This is a genomic window from Halomonas sp. M4R1S46, from assembly GCF_025725685.1.
GTDB lineage: Bacteria > Pseudomonadota > Gammaproteobacteria > Pseudomonadales > Halomonadaceae > Halomonas.
In genome coordinates this window covers 276,543-295,839 of sequence record NZ_CP107008.1, presented here as the reverse complement: position 1 = coordinate 295,839, position 19,297 = coordinate 276,543, and the positions used below count along the sequence as shown (strand labels likewise).

16 protein-coding genes are annotated in these 19,297 nt (G+C 70.7%); 11 read left to right on the top strand and 5 right to left on the bottom strand.

The features are described 5' to 3' along the window. Positions 1-69: 69 nt before the first annotated feature. The gene (locus OCT48_RS01450) at positions 70-1,512 is read left to right on the top strand and encodes an amidase (protein ID WP_263591002.1); all 1,443 of its coding nucleotides are present in this window, start codon (positions 70-72) and stop codon (positions 1,510-1,512) included. 186 nt (positions 1,513-1,698) lie between these two features. Here OCT48_RS01450 and OCT48_RS01445 read toward each other — a convergent pair whose 3' ends face one another. After that, positions 1,699-2,619 carry a LysR family transcriptional regulator gene (locus OCT48_RS01445; protein WP_263591001.1) on the bottom strand — a complete coding sequence of 307 codons (921 nt, stop codon included), beginning with the start codon at positions 2,617-2,619 and terminating at the stop codon, positions 1,699-1,701. A 171-nt stretch (positions 2,620-2,790) separates the two neighbouring features. Here OCT48_RS01445 and OCT48_RS01440 point away from each other — a divergent pair, with 171 nt between their 5' ends. Then, positions 2,791-4,134 carry an aspartate aminotransferase family protein gene (locus OCT48_RS01440; RefSeq protein WP_263591000.1) on the top strand — a complete coding sequence of 448 codons (1,344 nt, stop codon included), beginning with the start codon at positions 2,791-2,793 and terminating at the stop codon, positions 4,132-4,134. A 36-nt stretch (positions 4,135-4,170) separates the two neighbouring features. After that, positions 4,171-5,661 carry a CoA-acylating methylmalonate-semialdehyde dehydrogenase gene (locus tag OCT48_RS01435; protein WP_263590999.1) on the top strand — a complete coding sequence of 497 codons (1,491 nt, stop codon included), beginning with the start codon at positions 4,171-4,173 and terminating at the stop codon, positions 5,659-5,661. Between the two features lie 152 nt (positions 5,662-5,813). Here the strand turns inward: OCT48_RS01435 and OCT48_RS01430 are convergent, their stop codons facing one another. The 3 genes from OCT48_RS01430 to OCT48_RS01420 form a co-directional block, all read right to left on the bottom strand. Further along, the gene (locus OCT48_RS01430; RefSeq protein ID WP_263590998.1) at positions 5,814-6,266 is read right to left on the bottom strand and encodes a universal stress protein; all 453 of its coding nucleotides are present in this window, start codon (positions 6,264-6,266) and stop codon (positions 5,814-5,816) included. A gap of 127 nt (positions 6,267-6,393) precedes the next feature. Beyond that, the gene (locus OCT48_RS01425; RefSeq protein ID WP_263590997.1) at positions 6,394-7,965 is read right to left on the bottom strand and encodes a phospholipase D family protein; all 1,572 of its coding nucleotides are present in this window, start codon (positions 7,963-7,965) and stop codon (positions 6,394-6,396) included. Further along, entirely contained in the window at positions 7,958-8,185 is a 228-nt protein-coding gene (locus OCT48_RS01420) for a hypothetical protein (protein ID WP_263590996.1), read from the bottom strand. The genes OCT48_RS01425 and OCT48_RS01420 overlap by 8 nt, the downstream gene beginning before the upstream one ends. Positions 8,186-8,303: 118 nt before the next feature. On the opposite strand from OCT48_RS01420, the gene OCT48_RS01415 reads away from it, so the two are divergent. Both OCT48_RS01415 and rapA read left to right on the top strand, forming a co-directional pair. After that, a complete protein-coding gene (locus OCT48_RS01415) occupies positions 8,304-9,104 on the top strand; it encodes a TlpA family protein disulfide reductase (protein WP_263590995.1) in 801 nt (266 codons plus the stop codon). A 131-nt stretch (positions 9,105-9,235) separates the two neighbouring features. Then, on the top strand, positions 9,236-12,169 hold the full coding sequence (rapA, locus tag OCT48_RS01410) for an RNA polymerase-associated protein RapA (protein WP_263590994.1): 2,934 nt from the start codon (positions 9,236-9,238) through the stop codon (positions 12,167-12,169). 174 nt (positions 12,170-12,343) lie between these two features. Here the strand turns inward: rapA and OCT48_RS01405 are convergent, their stop codons facing one another. Then, positions 12,344-13,249: a TIGR01777 family oxidoreductase gene (locus OCT48_RS01405; protein WP_263590993.1), complete on the bottom strand. Its 906-nt coding sequence runs from the start codon at positions 13,247-13,249 to the stop codon at positions 12,344-12,346. 89 nt (positions 13,250-13,338) lie between these two features. On the opposite strand from OCT48_RS01405, the gene OCT48_RS01400 reads away from it, so the two are divergent. From OCT48_RS01400 to fabB, 6 genes are all read left to right on the top strand, one after another. Continuing rightward, complete coding sequence (locus tag OCT48_RS01400; RefSeq protein ID WP_263590992.1) at positions 13,339-14,391, top strand: NAD(P)/FAD-dependent oxidoreductase; 1,053 nt, start codon at positions 13,339-13,341, stop codon at positions 14,389-14,391. A gap of 1 nt (position 14,392) precedes the next feature. Then, positions 14,393-14,767 carry a sirohydrochlorin chelatase gene (locus OCT48_RS01395; RefSeq protein ID WP_263590991.1) on the top strand — a complete coding sequence of 125 codons (375 nt, stop codon included), beginning with the start codon at positions 14,393-14,395 and terminating at the stop codon, positions 14,765-14,767. 98 nt (positions 14,768-14,865) lie between these two features. Next, a complete protein-coding gene (locus OCT48_RS01390) occupies positions 14,866-15,780 on the top strand; it encodes a MerR family transcriptional regulator (RefSeq protein ID WP_263590990.1) in 915 nt (304 codons plus the stop codon). A gap of 13 nt (positions 15,781-15,793) precedes the next feature. Then, a complete protein-coding gene (phrB, locus tag OCT48_RS01385; RefSeq protein WP_263590989.1) occupies positions 15,794-17,212 on the top strand; it encodes a deoxyribodipyrimidine photo-lyase in 1,419 nt (472 codons plus the stop codon). Between the two features lie 278 nt (positions 17,213-17,490). Further along, entirely contained in the window at positions 17,491-18,006 is a 516-nt protein-coding gene (gene fabA, locus OCT48_RS01380) for a 3-hydroxyacyl-[acyl-carrier-protein] dehydratase FabA (protein ID WP_263590988.1), read from the top strand. 13 nt (positions 18,007-18,019) lie between these two features. After that, the gene (gene fabB / locus OCT48_RS01375) at positions 18,020-19,234 is read left to right on the top strand and encodes a beta-ketoacyl-ACP synthase I (RefSeq protein WP_263590987.1); all 1,215 of its coding nucleotides are present in this window, start codon (positions 18,020-18,022) and stop codon (positions 19,232-19,234) included. The last annotated feature ends 63 nt before the right edge of the window (positions 19,235-19,297 follow it).

The following is a 19,297-nucleotide window of genomic DNA, read 5'->3' as shown; positions in this document are numbered from 1 at the left end:
GCCGTCCCGGCAGACTTGGAGGGGCCGGAGCGGCATCACCGAACGTCACCAACGCCGAGGAGTGCCACCATGTCCTCCCTCTCCTCCCTCCGGCCGGCCGAAGACCTCGCCTCCCTCACCGCCACGGAGGCCTTGTTCCGTTTCCGCCGCGGCGCCCTCTCGCCGCTGGCACTGGTCGATGACTGCCTGGCCCGCATCGAGCGCGAGAACCCCGCGATCAATGCCTTCGCCCATGTGGCTGCGGCATCGGCGCGCGCGGCGGCCCGGGCGTCCGAGGCACGCTGGCGGGCCGGGACGCCTTGCGGCCCCCTGGACGGGATCCCGGTCACCCTCAAGGACATGACCCGCACCGCGGGCATGCCGACCCGGCTGGGCTCGCTCACCACTCCGGCGGAGGGCCCCTGGCGGGACGACGCCCCCATCGCGGTGCAGCTGCACGCGGCAGGAGCGGTGCTCCTCGGCAAGACCACCACCCCGGAATACGGCTGGAAGGCCGTCACCGACTCGCCGTTGACCGGCGTGACCCGCAACCCCTGGGACACGCGGCTCACGCCGGGCGGCTCCTCGGGCGGGGCGGCGGCCGCGGCGGCGCTCAACCTCGGCCTGCTGCACCAGGGCAGTGATGCCGGCGGCTCGATCCGCATCCCCTGCGCCTTCACCGGCACCGTCGGCCTCAAGCCGACCTTCGGCTGGGTGCCCCAATGGCCGGCCAGCGCCATGGGCATCCTGTCGCACCTGGGCCCGATCGCCCGCCGCGTCGAGGACGTCGCCCTGATGCTGGAGACCCTGGGCCGGCCCGATCCCCGGGACGGCTACCTGGGCAATCCTCACCGTCCCGACTGGCTGACGCCGCCGCCTCCCGACCTGCGAGGCTGGCGGGTCGCCCTGAGTCTCGACCTGGGCTACGTCGAGGTGGCACCGGACATCGCCGCGCGTGTCCGGGAGGCGGCGGAACGGCTCCGGGAACTCGGCGCCCGTGTCGAGGAGGTGACGCCTGGGTTCGCCTGCCCCCTGGAGACCTTCAACACCCTGTGGTTCGCCGGCGCCTCCCAGCTGCTCGCTTCCTGGAGCGAGGCCCAGCGAAGGCTGCTGGACCCAGGACTGCTCGATATCGCCCTGCGCGGCGCCGCCCTCACCCTCGCCGACTACCTCGCCGCCTGCCGGGCCCGGGAGCGGCTGACCGCGCAGCTGGCAGACTTCCACCGGCGCTTCGACCTGCTGGTCACGCCCAGCCTGCCGCTCTCGCCCTTCACCGCGGGCAGCGACGTGCCTCCCGGCGGCCCCTATCGGGAGTGGATGGAATGGACGCCCTTCAGTTACCCCTTCAACCTCACCCAGCAACCGGCCATCTCGCTACCCTGTGGCCTCGATGACCGTGGCCTGCCAGTTGGCCTGCAACTGGTCGGCGCCCGGTTCGACGACCTGCGGGTGATCCAGGCCGCCCGCCTGCTGGAGGCCCGACTGCCGAGGCAGTTCCCCGAGACGGCCCGCCGGGCGGCCAAGGACGAATAGCCCGGGGAGACCTTGCTCCGTGGCGTCCAGGCAGGCCTCCCCTCCCCACCCTGTGGATGACGGGGTTCGGCGACGCTCTCCGGAGCCTCGTGCGTGTGGCGATGATCCGCGCCTCCTTGTCACGCGGCTTCCCAGCGAGCATCGGCGAGCGCCTGCCACAGGGCCTGGCAGTCGCCAAGGCTCGAGTCAGCCCCCCACCAGCTGGCCCAGCGCCTCGAGATAACTTTCCAGGACCCGATTGGGTGGGGCCCCCTTGCGGGTGATGGCGCTGTAGCGGGTGACATAGCGGCAGGAGCCCGGGTTCAGGGCACGCAGCCTACCGTCCCGCACCCAGCGCTCGGCGAAATGGGTCGGCAGGTAGCCGATAAAGCGGCCGGTGAGGATCAGGAAGGCGATGCCCTCCCGGTCCGTGGCCGAGGCGGTGGCCTTGAGGGGTTCATGCCGGGCCTTGATCTCCGGACTCTGGGCATAGGCCGGCGTCACCGCATCGCTGCTGGCCAGTTGCTCATCCGTCACGGCCTCGGCGTCGAACAGCGGATGGCCGCCGGCGCAGTAGAGCTGCGACGTCTCCTCGTAGAGCGAGAGGTAGTCAAGCCCGGGCAGGGTCTTGATCGCGGGGACGACCCCGGTATGCAGGCGGCCATCCAGCACGGCGAGCTCGATATCGTGGGGCGGGATCATGCGGATGTTGATGCGCACGTCGGGGCCGCGCTCCTTCAGCGCGCTGAGCGCATCGGTGATGTGCATCTGAGGCATGGTCACCAGGTTGTCGGTGATGCCGATGTTCAGCTCGCCCTTGAGCCAGGCATGCAGGCTGTTGACGCGGGTACGGAACCCCTCCGTCGCCGCCAGCAGCTGCAGGGTGGCTTCAAAGACCTCGGCCCCCTCGTCGGTCAGCGCGAACCCGCTGCGGCCGCGTTGGCATAGCCGCACCCCCAGCCGCGTCTCCAGGTCGCTCATCGCCATGCTGATGGCGGCACGGCTGATGTTCAGCGCCACCTCGGCGGCGGAGAAGCCACCGCATTCCACGACCGTGCGATAGATACGCAGCAGCCGCAGGTCCGCATCGCCGAGCTGTCCCGTCAGGGCCTCCTTGCGGCGTGTCATGGCCTCTCCCTCGCGGTGATGTGTCTCCCGCAGCCTATGCCGGGGGCGCAATAAAGTTAAGCTGGCGCTTACATGAAATTCAACAAGACCAGATTTAACTTAGCGCCCCCCCCCTGAGCCACGCTTCCCTGCACAGCCACCAACTAGACGATGACCACAGAGGGTGCTGCCATGTCAGATCGTTCTCCCCAGCAGACCGCGGGCCTGACCGCCGAGCAGCTGGATGCCTACTGGATGCCCTACTCCGGCAACCGCCAGTTCAAGCGCGACCCGCGGATCATCGTCAGCGCCGAGGGCAGCTACTACACCGCGGCCGACGGTCGCCGGATCTACGATGGCCTCTCCGGCCTGTGGACCTGCGGCGTCGGCCATGGCCGTCCCGAGATCGCCGAGGCGGTCAGCCAGCAACTCGCCCAGCTGGACTATGCCCCCGCCTTCCAGTACGGCCACCCCAAGGCCTTCGAGTTGGCTCACCGGATCCGCCAGTTGACCCCGAAGGGCCTCGACTACGTGTTCTACACCGGCTCCGGCTCCGAGAGCGCCGATACCTCGCTGAAGATCGCCCGCGCCTACTGGCGCAAGAAGGGCAAGCCCACCAAGACCAAGCTGATCGGCCGGTCCAAGGGCTATCACGGGGTCAACTTCGGCGGCATCAGCCTGGGCGGCATCGGCGCCAACCGCGTCCTGTTCGGCCAAGGCGTCGACGCCGACCACCTGCCGCATACCCTGCTCGAGGAGAATGCCTTCACCCGTGGCATGCCCGAGCACGGGGCCGAACGCGCCGACGAGCTGCTGGAGCTGATCGCCCTGCACGATGCCTCCAACATCGCCGCGGTGATCGTCGAGCCCCTGGCCGGCTCGGCCGGGGTGATCCCGCCGCCCCGGGGCTACCTCCAGCGCCTGCGCCAGATCTGTGATGCCCACGACATCCTGCTGATCTTCGACGAGGTCATCACCGGCTTCGGCCGCATGGGTGCGATGACCGGTGCCGAGGAGTTCGGCGTGGTACCGGACATCATGAACGTCGCCAAGCAGCTGACCAACGGGGCCGTGCCCATGGGCGGGGTCATCGTGCAGGGGGAGATCTACCACACCTTCATGGAGCAGGGCGGTCCCGACTACATGATGGAGCTGCCCCATGGCTACACCTACTCGGGGCACCCGGTGGCCTGTGCCGCGGCCCTGGCCACCCTGGACGTGCTCGAGAACGACCGCCTGGTCGGCCGCGTCCGGGAGATGGCGCCGATCTTCGAGGACGCCCTGCACGGCCTCAAGGGCAGCCGTTATATCAGCGATATCCGCAACTACGGCCTCGCCGGCGCCCTGCAGATCGAGCCCTGCCCCGGCGAGCCGGCACGGCGGCCCTTCGAGATCGCCATGAAGTGCTGGGAGAAGGGCGTCTACGTGCGCTACGGCGGTGACACCATCCAGCTCGGCCTGCCCTTCATCGTCGAGCGCGAGGAGATCGACCGCCTCGTCAACGTTCTCGGCGAGGCCATCGGCGAGCTGGACTGAACTCAACTTGTACTCGTTTCTTCTAGAGGTATTGCAATGACCACTCTTGGCCACCTGATCAACGGCACCCGCGTCGACGACAACGCGCGTGCCCAGGACATCTTCAACCCCTCCACCGGTGAGGTCGGCGGCCAGGTGAGCCTGGCCAGCAAGGCCACCGTCGAGGCGGCCATCGCCGCCGCCCAGGCCGCCTACCCGGCCTGGCGCGACACCCCGCCCGCCAAGCGCGCCCGTGTCATGTTCCGCTTCAAGCAGTTGCTGGAAGAGCATACCGACGAGATCTGCCGACTGATCGGCCAGGAACACGGCAAGATCGTCCACGACGCCAGGGGCGAGCTCACGCGCGGCATCGAGAACGTGGAGTACGCCTGCGGCGTGCCGGAGCTGCTCAAGGGCGAGTACAGCAAGAACGTCGGTCCCGGCATCGATTCCTGGAGCGACTTCCAGCCGCTGGGCGTGGTCGCCGGCATCACGCCGTTCAACTTCCCGGCCATGGTCCCGCTGTGGATGTACCCGATGGCCATCGCCACCGGCAATACCTTCGTGCTCAAGCCCTCCGAGCGCAACCCGACCTCGACGCTGTACATCGCCGAGCTGGCGCTGGAAGCCGGCCTGCCCACCGGCGTGCTGAACGTCGTCAACGGTGACAAGGAAGCCGTCGACACCCTGCTCGACGACCCGCGCGTGAAGGCCGTGAGCTTCGTCGGTTCCACGCCGGTCGCCGAGTATATCTACAGCCGCGCCAGCGCCAGCGGCAAGCGCTGCCAGGCGCTGGGCGGCGCCAAGAACCACGCCATCGTGATGCCCGACGCCGACATGGGCAACGTGGTCAACTCCCTGACCGGGGCGGCCTTCGGCTCCTCCGGCGAGCGCTGCATGGCGCTGTCCGTGGCCGTGGCCGTGGGCGACGCGGCCGCCGACGCCCTGATCGCCAAGATGCAGGCGCAGATGCAGACCCTCAAGGTCGGCCCCTTCCATGACACCGAAAACGACTTCGGCCCGGTGATCACCAGGGCCCACCAGGAGAAGGTCTGCGGCTACATCGACAGCGCCGAGCAGCAGGGCGCCGAGATCGTCGTCGACGGCCGCGGCGTCCGGGTGCCGGGCTTTGAAAACGGCTTCTATGTCGGCGGCACCCTGATCGACCGCGTGACCCCCGAGATGACCTGCTACCTCGAGGAGATCTTCGGCCCGGTGCTGCTGGTGGTCCGTGCCGGCTCCATGGAAGAGGCCATGCGGCTGGTCGACGATCACGAGTACGGCAACGGTACCTGCATCTACACCCGCGACGGCGAGGCGGCCCGCTACTTCAGCGACCGCATCCAGGTGGGCATGGTCGGCATCAACGTGCCGCTGCCGGTGCCGGTGTCCTACCACAGCTTCGGCGGCTGGAAGCGCTCGCTGTTCGGTGACCTCGCCGCCTACGGCCCGGATGCGGTGCGCTTCTACACCAAGCGCAAGACCGTCACCCAGCGCTGGCCGTCGGCCGGGGTACGCGAAGGCGCGCAGTTCTCCTTCCCCTCCTGATGCCATGACCGGCAGTCACGTCCTGGCCGACGACACGGCCGAACCAGGTTGCCTGGTTCGGCCGTGTCGTTGGGGACCGTCGGGGGGAGGTCCAGAGTGGCGAGGCGGGCCACGGGCTTCCGCCGGATAGGCGTCATGCGCGTGCCCGGGCATCAGGCCACGGTGATGACCGTGCACTCGGCGACATGGCTGACCTTGTGGGAGGTGCTGCCGAAGAGCATGCCGTGTATGTCGCTGACCCCGCGGCTGCCCATCACGATGACGTCGACGCCGCGATGCCTGGCCTCCTTGAGGATGCTCTCGGCCGGCGTGCCCTGGCGGATCACCTCCTCCACCTCGATACCCTGCAGGTCGACACTGTCCCGGACCTTCCTCAGGGCCGCCTCGGCGTCCTGCTCGAGGGAGTCGGCCACCTTGCCCCAGTCCTCCGCGGTGAAGGGTTCGGGGGTGCCTCCGGTGAACAGCCCCATGTTGCCGGGCGGATACTCGGCCACGGTCAGTAGGGTAAGGGACGCGGACGAGGCCCGCGCCAGCTGGGCCGCGACGCCCAGCGCCTTGGCGGAATGCTCGGAGCCGTCGACGGGCGCGAGGATCGACGTGTACATGGTGTCACCCCCTGGCAGGATGCGATGGGAAGGGCCCGGCATGAGCCTTGCTTATAGAAGCTTAGTCGCTTCCGCCTCGCCGGCAACGCCGGCCGCCGCCGGCTTGACCGGGATCAAGCCGGCGGCACTAGAGCCAGATCTCGAGGCCCAACAGGCGACTCAACCAGGAGCCCAGCCGCTGCTTCAGGGGGCCGGGCTCCCGGTCGAGGCGAACCAGCCGGTCGTCGAGCTCCGTGAGCCAGTAGAGGCGCCCCTCGCCATCGAGGCCGGGCAGGTAGCTCAGCGACGGGGTCATGCCCGCCTCGGCGAACTCGAGGAACTCGGCCACCAGGGGCTCGCTCTCGACCAGCACCCCGATCTCGGTGTTCCAGATGACCGAGCGCGGGTCGGCGTTGAAGGAGCCGATGAACACCAGGTCGTCGTCGAAGCTCACCACCTTGCTGTGCAGCGAGGAGAGCGAGGTGCCGGGAATGCCGATCTCGGCTTCCTCGCCGCGCTGCTGGCGGCCGCGCAGCTCGTGGAGCCGCACGCCGCTTTCCAGCAGCGCCCGGCGACGCCCGGCATAGGCGCCGTGGACCAGGGACAGGTCGATGGCCTCCAGGGAGTTGGTGATCACCTCGACCCGGATGCCCGACTCGGCCAGCCGCGTCAGCAGCGTCGTTCCCCGCTCGGCGGGCACGAAGTAGGCCGAGACGATCACCAACCGCGACTCCAGCGCCGGGAGCTGGTCGAGCAGGGCCCCGAACAGGGTCCGCTCCAGCGGCGAGCGCTCACTCCCGGCGACCTTGCCCGGCGGGTCCCACAGGGCCTGGCCCGGAGCCCAGTGCAGGTCGCGGAACAGCTTGTTTTCGGCGGCCGCCCCGTAGCGGGCCCGCAGGGAGACGAAGTAGGGGGAGTCGCCGTCGCGCTGCTCGGCCAGCTGGCGCGCCAGCGTCGCGGCCAGCTCACGCCACGCCTCGGGCGCGGCGGTGTGGTAGCGCGCGAGGGGCTGGCTGAGGAAGTGGTTCCAGTAGAGGTCGAAGCTCAGCGACAGGGCATCGACCACGTCGCCCACCGCCAGCAGGTCGACATCGGCGAAGTTGCGGGGCTCGCTGGCGTTGAAGTACTCGTCGTCCAGGTTGCGCCCGCCGGTGATGGCCACGGCGTTGTCGACGATCCAGGTCTTGTTGTGCATGCGCCGATGCTGGCGGGCCAGGGCGGGCAGTGACAGCAGCACCCGGCTGACCAGGTGATCGCGCCCGAGGGGCCAGGGATTGAAGACCCTGACCTGGATGTTCGGATGACTGTCCAGCGCCGCCAGCTGGTCGCCCTGGCCCGCCGCCGTGAGGTCGTCGAGCAGCAGGCGCACCTCGACGCCGCGCTGGGCCGCACCGATCATGCGATGCAGCAGGACCTGGACCGTCTGCCCCTCCCCCAGCAGGTAGGTCTGGACGTCCAGGCGCTTGCTGGCCTGTTCGGCCAGGTTGGCGCGCAGGGCGAAGGCCTCCTCGCCCTTGGCCAGCAGGGCAAAGCCGCTCAGGCCGGCATGGTCGGCGGCGGCCTGACGGGCCCACTGGCCCAGCCAGGTGCTGCGGATCTCGGCATCGCGCAGCGCCAGCCCGTGCTCCCGGGGGACGGCCGGGCCGGCACAGCCGGCGAGCAGGGCCAGCACCAGCCATGCGGCCAGCGCCAGGGGGCCCCGCCGGGCGAGCCTAGTCATCGCTGCGCTGTCGCGCCCAGGCCTTGCGCGCCTTGTTGCGCCGGTACAGGCGCACCAGGGCGATCCACAGGGCCGCCACCACCATGGCGGCCAGGGTCCAGCCCTGCCAGGGACGAGCGGCGTCGCCCATGAGGGTTTCCAGGGTGATGATGAGGATGAAGCCCAGGGCCTGGCTGGCGATGGCCAGGGCCCGCAGAGTATCGAAGGCCGGTCTTGCCATGAATGCTCCTGGATGACAGCCCCGCCCACCGGCAGTAGGCTTGGCGAAACGAATGCATCCAGTGTAACCGGTCCGGCGCAGGTCGCCGAACCCGACTCTCGGGAGAGCCCATCACGACATGGACGCCATCGCCCTGGGGCCCGTGCTCATTCCCCTGCCACGCCTCTATGCCCTCGCCGCCGCGCTGCTGCTGCTGGCGGCCAGTGCCTTCCTGCTCGGCCTGCCCAGGCGGCGCCACGTCCGCTGGTTCAATGGCCTGGTGGTCGCCTGGCTCGCCGGGGCCCGGGTCGGCCACGTGGCCACGCACCTGCCCAGCTATCTGGACGCGCCCCTGGATGCCCTCAAGCTCTGGCAACCGGGCTTCCATGCCCTCTGGGGCCTGCTGGCGGCGCTGGCCTGGAGCGCCTGGACGCTGCGTCAGCGCCTCGGCGCCCTGCTCGGCGCCCTGGGGCTGACGCTGGGCGCCTCGCTGCTGTGGCTGGCGCTGGTGGCCCTGGCGCCGCTGGGCGGCGGCATGGCCCTGCGCGAGCTCCCCGAGCTGACCCTGGACAACCTCGAGGGCGAACCGGTGGCGCTGGCCTCCCTCACCGGCCAGACCGTGGTGATCAACCTCTGGGCGACCTGGTGCCCGCCGTGCCGGCGCGAGATGCCGCTGCTGGCCGAGGCCGATGCCCGGGACGACGTCACCGTGGTGGTGATCAACCAGGGCGAGGACCTGCTGCCGGTGGTGCGCTACCTCGACGACCAAGGGCTCGCCTTCGAGCATGCCCTGCTCGACCCGCGCCAGTCGATGCTGGTGGCGAGTGGCGCCCCGGGGCTGCCCACCACCCTGCTGTTCGATGCCGAGGGCCGCGGCCTCGAACAGCACGTGGGCGAGCTGACCCGGGCGACCCTCGACGCCTGGCTCGACGCAGAGTGAGCGCCGGGGGATAAAGGCGCTCCAGGCCCTTAAGCCGCGGCGGGGTTTGCTGTAAGATACCGCGCCCTGTCGCCGCAGGGCCGGGCGTGGCCAGCGGCGCGAGAACCGATCCCCAGCATCCCCGAGGCACCATGAGCGACTTCTCTCCCGGCCAGCGCTGGATCAGCGATGGCGAGGCCGAACTCGGCCTGGGCACCATCCTCAACTGCGACCCCCGCAGCGTCACCGTCCTCTTCGGCGCCAGCCAGGAAACCCGTACCTACAGCAGCCAGCACGCCCCCCTGACCCGGGTCATCTTCGGCAGCGGCGACCGCATCGAGTGCGCCGAGGGCTGGCAGATGACCGTCGACGACAGCAAGGAGGTCGGCGGGCTGATCGTCTACATCGGCGAGAGCGATGCCGGCGAGCTGTGCGAGCTGCCCGAGGCGAAGCTCGCCGACACCATGCAGTTCGACCAGGCCCGCGACCGGCTGCTGACCGGCCAGGTGGACCGCAACGACTGGTTCGACCTGCGCTTCCGCACCCTGCATCACCATCACCGGGTCGAGCAGAATCCGGCGCTGGGCCTGGCCGGTCCGCGCATCGACCTGATCCCGCACCAGCTCTACATCGCCGACGAGGTCGCCCGCCGCCATGCCCCGCGGGTGCTGCTGGCCGACGAGGTGGGCCTGGGCAAGACCATCGAGGCGGGCCTGATCCTGCACCGGCTGCTGCTCACCGGACGCGGCGAGCGGGCGCTGATCCTGGTGCCGGCGAGCCTGACCCACCAGTGGCTGGTGGAACTGCTGCGCCGCTTCTCGCTGGAGGTCACCCTGCTCGACGAGCAGCAGAGCCTGGCCCACGGCGGCGGCAACCCCTTCGAGGCCGGTCAGCTGGTGCTGGCGAGCCAGGACTGGCTGTTCGCCAACCCCCATCGCCAGGCCCAGGCCGAGGCCTGTGACTGGGACCTGCTGATCGTCGACGAGGCCCATCACCTGGAGTGGTCGGCCGAGGCGGTCGGCCCCGGCTACGGCTGCGTGGAGCGCCTGGCCGCCACGGCCCCCGGGCTGCTGTTGCTCACGGCGACGCCGGAGCAGATGGGCCAGGAGAGCCACTTCGCCCGGCTGCGCCTGCTCGACCCGGACCGCTACCGGAGCCTCGCCGCCTTCCAGGAGGAGGAGCGCCACTACGTCGAGGTGGCCGCCGCCATCGATGCCCTGGAACGCCTGCCCGGCGAGGCGGCCGACCGCGAGACCGTCGCCGCCGTGATCGACGACCCCGACAGCCTCGCCCTGCTGGACACCCTCGCCGATGCGGAGGGCGCCGCCGGGCAGCACGGCGCGGCCCGGGACCAGCTGCGCGACCAGCTGCTGGACCGCCACGGCACCGGCCGGGTGATGTTCCGTAACAGTCGCCGCCACGTGGGCGGCTTTCCCGAGCGTCGGTTGCAGGTCGCCCGCCTCGAGCTGCCCTCCTCCTACCGCCGGGTACTGCGCCGCCTGGCGCGGGACGAGGACTACCTGGACGAGCTGCTGATCGAGACCGGCCTCGACCACCCCGAGGTGCTGGTCTACCTGGACACCATGTACCGGGCGCTCGCCGACGACCCCCTGAACACCGAGCCCTGGTGGCAGTTCGACCCGCGGGTGACCTGGCTGCTCGAGCGACTCACCGAGCTCGGCGACGACAAGGTGCTGGTGATCGCCCACGACCGGGAGACGGCCCTGGGCCTGGCCGAGGGCCTGCGGGTGCTGGGCGGCATGCACGCCCCGGTGTTCCACGAGGGCCTGTCGCTGGTCGAGCGCGACCGGGCGGCGGCGGCCTTCGCCGACGAGGAGGACGGCTGCCAGGTGCTGGTGTGCTCGGAGATCGGCTCGGAGGGCCGCAACTTCCAGTTCTGCCGTCACCTGGTGATGTTCGACCTGCCGCTGCACCCGGACCAGCTGGAACAGCGCATCGGCCGCCTCGATCGCATCGGCCAGCGCCACGCCATCGAGCTGCACGTGCCGGTGTTCACGGGCAGCCCCGGCGAGCAGCTGCTGCGCTGGTACCACGAGGGCATGGAGGCCTTCAGCGCGCCCCACGGCCTGGGCAGCGAGATCTTCGAGGCCTTCGGCGATGCCCTGGCCGACGCCCTGCTCGACGACGAGAGCCTCGACGAGGTGATCGGCGAGACCCGCGAGCTGTTCGACAGCCGCCTGGCGGAACGCGACGCCGGCCGCAACCGCCTGCTGGAGCTCAACGCCTGCCGCACGGAGCGCGCCGAGGCGACCATCGCCGCGGTCCGCGAGCTGGATGCCGACAAGGCGCTGACCCGCTACCTGGATCAGGCCCTGGACATCTTCGGGGTCGACAGCCAGGACCTCGGCGGGGGCATCCTGCACCTGCAGCCGAGCCCGCAGATGCTCGACGGCCTGCCGGGGCTGGTGAAGGGCGAGGAGGGCTTCTCGGCCACCTTCTCCCGGGAGCGCGCCCTGGCCCGGGACGACGTCCAGCGGCTGTCCTGGGAGCACCCCCTGACCCGGGAGATGATGGGACGCATCCTCGACGGCACCATGGGCAACACCGCCCTGGCCCTGCTCAGGCATCCCTCGATTCCCGGCGGCCGACTGATGGCCGAGCTGGTCTTCCGCACCCACTGCCCGGCGCCGAAGCGCCTGCACCTCAATCGCTTCCTGCCGCCCACCGCGGTGCGGGTGCTGCTCGACGAATCGGGCGCCAACCTGACCGCCAAGGTCTCCTTCACCGGCTTGTCGAAGAACCTGCAGAAGGTCAAGAAGGCGGTGGCCCGGGAGCTGATCAAGAGCCGCCACGACCAGCTCCGCGAGTTGCTCGACCGGGCCGAGGCGGAGGCCGAGCGCGAGCTGCCGAGCATCGTCGAGGCCGCCCAGTCCCGCATGCGCGACGAGCTCGACGCCGAGCTGACCCGCCTGGAGGCCCTGGCCCGGCGCAACCCCGCGGTGCGCGAGGACGAACTGGCCGCGCTGCGCGAGGAACGCGCCGCCCTGGATGCGGCCATCGAGGGCACGCGGCTGCGCCTTGACGCCGTGCGGGTCATCGTCACCGTGGACGAGACCACCCGCTAACACCATCGCCCCCAGCCAGTGGCATCGCTTTATACGGCGCCACTAGGGGCTGACCCGGCGACAGGTCTGCGAGGGGGCGCTGTGAACCCCTCCCTGGGCGCTACCGATTCCATCCATGGAATCGGACCCCCTCTCCAACCTGTCCCCGGCGCCCCTGGGAGATGAGCGGGCATATCAGCCCAGGATATCGTCCAGGGCCTCGTCCAGGGTCGGGAAGCGGAACACGAAGCCGGCCTCCTCGAACCGCCGGGGGCGCATGTCCGCCCCGGTCAGCAGCAGCCGCGACATCTCGCCGAAGGCGCTCTCCAGCACCAGGGCCGGCACCGGCAGCACCGCCGGCCGGTGCAGGTGGCGCGCCAGGGTGCGGGTGAACTCGGCGTTGGTCACCGGGTTCGGCGCGCTGCCGTTGAAGGGGCCATCCAGGTCGTCCCGCTCGATCAGAAAGAGGATCATGCTGACCAGGTCCTGGCGATGCACCCAGGGCATGTACTGGTGGCCGTGGCCGAAGCGCCCCCCCAGGCCCAGCTTGAAGGGCGGCAGCATCTTCTGCAGGGTGCCGCCGCCGGCATCCAGCACCAGCCCGAGGCGCAGGATCGCCAGCCGGGTGCCGAAGGTGGCGACCTCGCCGGCCACCTCTTCCCAGCGCGCACACAGTCGGTGGGCGAACTCGTCGTGGGGCGGCGTGTCCTCGGTGACCAGGCGCTCCCCCTGGTCGCCGTAGAAGCCCATGGCGGAGGCCGAGACCATCACCGCCGGCGCGTGTCCCCGCGTCGCCTTGAGCTGCTCGCAGAGCATCGCCAGATCACGGGTGATGTTGACCCGCGAATCGATCAGCCGCTCCTTCTGGGCATCGCTCCAGCGCCGGGCGGCGATGGACTCGCCGGCCAGGTTGACCAGGGCATCGGGGGGCGTATCGACGAAGTCGAGCACCGAGCGGCGGATGTCCGTGCCTGCCGGCAGGCGATCGCGGACCCGGTCCGGATCGCGGGACACCACCAATAAGCGGTGGCCGGCTTCCTCGAGTCGCCGGCACAGCGCCTGGCCGACGAACCCACTGCCTCCGGTGATCAATACACGCATTCGACGCCTCCCCTGCATCTTCGTGTTATACAGCTGTTGTACACGTCTGCTAGTCTAGCGGTAAATCCCGATCACTGCATGAGATTGCCATGATACCGCACCCCGACTCCACCGCCGTCATCGGTGCCGGCATCGCCGGCCTGGCCTGCGCCCGGGCGCTCGCCGACGCCGGTCGTCCGGTGACGGTCTTCGAGAAGGGCCGCGGCCCGGGCGGCCGGATGTCCAGCCGTCACCTGACCGGCGCGGTGGTCGAGCTGGGCGCCCAGCACTTCAGCGTGCGCGACGCGACCTTCCGCGAGCGGGTGGCGGGCTGGCAGCGGGCCGGCGTGGTGGCGCCCTGGCCGGCGGCCGTCTGGCGGCTGGCGGCCGGCGATGCCACCCGGCGGGTCGACGACCAGCCCCGCTTCACCGGCGCCCCTCGCATGAGCGCCCTGCTGCGTCACCTGGCCGACGACCTGCCCCTGCACACCGCGACCCGGATCGTCGCCCTGGAGAACGCCGCCGATGGCTGGCGCCTGGTCAGCGAGGCGGGGACCCGACACGGCCCCTTCCGGGCGGTCGTGCTGGCCCTGCCCACGCCCCAGGCGGAGGCCCTGGCCGCCCCCCACGACGCCGACCTGGCCGAGGCCTGTCGCGGCATTCCCCAGCGCGCCTGCTGGGCCGGCTGGGCCCAGTTCGATGCGCCCCTGCCGGCGCTGCCGGGGCTCGCGGCCGACTGGCAGGCGCTGGAACCGGCCGAAGGCCCGCTGCGGCTGGTCACCCGTAACCAGACCAAGCCGGGCCGCGAGACCCAGGGCGAGAGCCTCACCCTGCTGGCCCGCCTGGCCTGGAGCGAGCAACACCTGGAGGAGGACGCCGGCAGCGTGACCGCTCGCCTGCTCGATGCCCTGCAGGCGGCCCTGCCCGAGGGCATCACCCTGCCCATGCCGCGCCACAGCGGCGCCCACCGCTGGCGCTTCGCCCAGCCGGCGCCGCCGACCGAACGCGGCGCCCTCGACTTTCGCCTCGGCGAGGGCGGCCTGGCCCTGTGCGGCGACGCCTGGCGCGACGCCCGCGTCGAGGATGCCTGGCTCTCCGGCCATCACCTGGGCCTGGCCCTGACCCGTCGCCACCCCACTCCCCACCCAACGGAGACCGCCTGACATGCGCAGCGCCCTGATCCTGCTGGCCCACGGCTCCAGCGACGCCAACTGGCGAGCCCCCTTCGAGAACCTGGCCACGGCCCTGGCCGACCGGCTGACCACCCCGCTGCGCCTGGCCTACATGGAGCTCTGCGAGCCGTCGCTGGAGACCACCGTGGCGGAGCTGGAGACCGTCGGCATCGAGCGGGCCGAGATCCTGCCGCTGTTCTTCGCCGCCGGCCGCCACCTGCGCAAGGATGTCCCCGGCCAGGTGGCCGCCCTGGGCGAGGCCCATCCGGGACTGGCCCTGACGCTGCTGCCGCCGGTGGGCGAACACCCGGCCTTCGTCGAGGCCCTGGCGGCGGTGATCGCCGAGCAGGCGGGAGAAGCGAGCTGACGGACGCGTTGTACATCGCCACTTTTTTGTACAAAATCGTCCCATCACGGCCGCGGCAGCCACCGGCCCCGATCCCCACCACCGAGGCACAGGCGCGCATGAGCGATCAGGCGAACCATCCGACCGATACGCCGCTCTATCCGATTCGCGAGGTCTCCCGCCTGACCGGCGTCAACGCGGTGACCCTGCGCGCCTGGGAGCGCCGTTATGGCCTGATTCGCCCGCGACGCACGCCCAAGGGACACCGCCTCTATGCTCGGGAGGACATCGAACGGGTCGAGCGAATCCTGCAGTGGCTCAACCGCGGCGTGCCGGTCAGCCAGGTCCGCGAGCTGCTCGAGCAGCCGGACACCGTGGAGGCGCCGCCGCCCGCCGCGGGGGACTGGGAGAGTCAGCGTCGCCAGCTGATCGCCGCCGCCGAGGCCCTGGACCTGACCCGCCTGGAGGCGCTGTTCAACCAGGGGCTGTCGCTCTACCCGGTGGCGACCTGCATCGATGAGCTCTGGCAGCCGGTGATCCGCGAGCTGGAGGAAGGCTGGGACGACCGGCTCGGCGCCGACCTGCAGCGCCGCGCCCTGGAGGCCTTCCTGCGCACCCGCATCGGCACCCGGCTCTACCATGCCAACCCGCTGGCCACCGGGCCGCTGCTGCTGGTCGTGCCGATGCCCGACGACGGCGGCCCCCTCTGGGGGCTGCTCGCCGCCCTCGCCGCCAGCGACCGGGGCTACCGGGTCCAGCTCCTCGATGCCCCCCTGCCGGTGCAGGAGCTGCCGCTGGCCGTGGAGCGCTTTCACGCCGACGCCCTGCTGCTGGCCAGCGGCAAGGCCGAGAAGGCCGACCTGGTGCGCCGCCAGCTGCCACGGCTGGCCGAGCAGCTCGATGTGCCCCTGACCCTGTGCGGCCCCGTCGCGCGGATCCGCGCGGCCGAGCTGGACGGCACCGGGGTGGAGGCCCTCGGCGACGACCTGCCCCGGGCCATGACCCGCCTGCAATCCCTCACCCAGGCCGCCTGACCGGGAGCGTCCCATGACCCCCACCCTGGTCTGGTTCCGCAGCGACCTGCGCATCCACGACAATACCGCCCTGGCCACGGCCACCCGCCGGGGCCCGGTGGTGGCCGTCTTCCTGCGCAGCACCGCCCAGTGGCGCACCCATGGCCACGGCGCCAACAAGCTGGACTTCTGGCACCGCGGCGTCGCCGCCCTGGCCGAGGCCCTGGCCGGCCTGAACATCCCCCTGCTGCACCGGGAGGCCGAGACCTTCGCGGACGTCCCCGAGACGCTGCTTGCCGTGGCCCGGGAGGTCGGCGCCGGGGCGCTGCACTTCAACCGCGAATACCCCCTCAACGAGGCCCGCCGCGATGCCCGGGTGATCGAGGCCTTCACCGCCGCCGGCCTGTCCGCCACCGGCCACCACGACGCCGTGGCCTTCGCCCCCGGCGAGTTGCTCACCGGCAAGGGCGACGTCTATGGGGTCTTCACGCCCTTCGCCAGGGCCTGGCACCGCCAGGTCACCGCCGAGCGCCTGGCCCTGCGCGATACGCCCGCTCCCCAGGCACGCCTGGCCATCGCCGCCGAGCCGCTGCCGGCACCGCCCGAGGCGGCGGACACGCCGGTGGACGGCCGCCGCTGGCCCGCCGGCGAGGGGCCGGCCGCCGACCGCCTGGAGCGCTTCCTGCGCTTTCGCGGCCGCCACTACGCCGACCAGCGCGACTTCCCGGCCATTCGCGGCACCAGCGAGCTGTCGCCCTACCTGGCGCTGGGCATGCTCTCGCACCGCCAGTGCCTGCAGGCGGTGCTCGCCGAGAACGACGGCGCCCTGGCCGACGGCGATGCCGGCCTCCAGGCCTGGGTCGGCGAGCTGATCTGGCGGGAGTTCTACCAGCACGTGGCGGTGGGCTTTCCCCGCGTCTGTCGCCATCGCGCCTTCCAGGCCCACACCGAGGCGCTGCCCTGGCGGGACGACGAGCCGGGCTTCCGCGCCTGGTGCGAGGGGCGCACCGGCTACCCCATCGTCGACGCCGCCATGCGCCAGCTGGTGGCCACCGGCTGGATGCACAACCGCCTGCGCATGGTCACCGCCATGTTCCTCGCCAAGCACCTGCTGATCGACTGGCGGCGCGGCGAGGCCTTCTTCCTGCGCCACCTGGTGGACGGCGAATTCGCCGCCAACAATGGCGGCTGGCAATGGGCGGCCTCAACCGGCACCGACGCCGCCCCCTACTTCCGGATCTTCAACCCCACCACCCAGTCGCAGCGCTTCGACCCCGAGGGCCGCTTCCTGGCCGAGTGGCTGCCCGAGCTGGCCGGGCTGCCGGCCAGGGCGCGCCATGCCCCCGGCCGAGACCGGCTGCCCCGCCTCGACTATCCCGCGCCCATCGTCGAGCACAAGGTGGCGCGGGCCCGGGCGCTGGCGGCCTTCAAGGGCCTCTCCCCCGAGCGCTGAGCTCCCCATCACCGAGGATCGCCCCATGAGCCGGGCCCCGTCCCTGGAGGCCTTCTGCGCCTTCTACAGGATGAGGTCGCGGTCGGTCGGGGAGCGAGGACTGTCGAGCCGCTATCGGCCGTCACGGCAGGCACTATCCCCCGAACCGGGGCCGGCGCCCCCCGAGAACCGCCCTCGGCGTGCATTCGCCGGACGCGAACAGTAGACTAGGCAGGGCCGCCTGGGCGGTCGCATGCCGTTTCCCGGCATACAATCATCTCGACACTCGGAACGATTCAGTGACCAAGCAACATTCCTTTGATCGCGAAGCACTGCTGGCATGCAGCCGTGGCGAGCTGTTCGGCCCCGGCAACGCCCAACTGCCGGCACCCAACATGCTGATGCTCGATCGCATCACGCACATCCATGAAGAGGGTGGCGACCACGGCAAGGGCGAACTGATCGCCGAGCTCGACATCCATCCGGACCTCTGGTTCTTCGACTGTCACTTCCCCGGCGACCCGGTGATGCCGGGCTGCCTGGGTCTGGACGCCATGTGGCAGCTGGTCGGCTTCTACCTCGGCTGGCTCGGACACCCCGGCCGCGGCCGCGCCCTGGGCTGCGGCGAGGTCAAGTTCACCGGCCAGATCCTGCCCGAGGCCAGCACGGTCACCTATCGTATCAACATCAAGCGCATCATCACCCGGCGCCTGATCCTGGGCATGGCCGACGGCACGGTATCCGTGGATGGCCGCGAGATCTACCAGGCCAACGATCTGCGCGTTGGCCTGTTCACCTCCACCGCGAATTTCTGAACAGGAGGCTCCCATGCGACGAGTGGTAGTCACCGGCCTGGGCATCGTGTCCTGCCTGGGCAACGACGCAACACAGGTACTCGAGGCACTGCGGAACGGGCGCTCAGGCATTCGCTTCAAGGAAGACTATGCCGAGCGTGGATTCCGCAGCCAGGTGGCCGGGGTGGTCGACATCGACCTGGAAGCCCTGGTCGATCGCAAGCTGCGTCGCTTCATGGGCGACGCCGCCGCCTACGCCTATGTCTCCATGGCCCAGGCCATCGAGGATGCCGGCCTGTCCCCGGAACAGGTGTCCAACGAGCGTACCGGCCTGATCGCCGGGTCCGGCGGCGCCTCCAGCGCCAACCAGGTGGAGGCCGCCGACGTGATGCGCGAGAAGGGCCTGCGCCGCGTGGGACCCTACCGGGTCACCCGCACCATGGGCAGCACCGTCTCCGCCTGCCTGGCCACCCCCTTCCGGATCAAGGGCGTCAACTACTCCATCTCCTCGGCCTGCGCCACCTCGGCCCACTGCATCGGCAGCGCCATGGAGCAGATCCAGATGGGCAAGCAGGACGTGGTCTTCGCCGGCGGCGGCGAGGAGGAACACTGGACCCTGTCCTGCCTGTTCGACGCCATGGGCGCGCTGTCGACCCAGTACAACGAGACCCCAGAAAAGGCCTCACGACCCTATGACCAGGCTCGCGACGGCTTCGTCATCGCCGGCGGCGGGGGCATGCTGGTGCTCGAGGAGCTGGAGCACGCCAAGGCCCGCGGCGCCAGGATCTATGCCGAGCTGGTCGGCTACGGCGCCACCTCCGACGGCTACGACATGGTCGCCCCGTCCGGCGAGGGGGCGGTGCGCTGCATGCGCCAGGCGCTGGCCACGGTCGACGGCGACATCGACTACATCAACACCCATGGCACCTCCACCCCGGTGGGCGATGTGGCCGAGCTGAAGGCGGTCCGCGAGGTCTTCGGCAACACCACGCCGGCCATGAGCTCGACCAAGTCGCTGACCGGCCACTCCCTGGGCGCGACCGGCGTGCAGGAGACCATCTACTCGCTGTTGATGATGGAGAACGACTTCATCGCCGCCTCCGCCAACGTGGAGCAGCTGGATGAGCAGGCCGACGGCTTCGACATCGTCACCGAGAAGCGTGATGCCAAGGTCGAGCGGGTGCTGTCCAATAGCTTCGGCTTCGGCGGCACCAACGCCTGCCTGGTGTTGCAGAAGTACCGCGGCTGACGACGACGCACCGCCGTGCAACGCGAGGAGGCGCCCCCGGGGGCGCCTCCTCGCGTTTCGGGC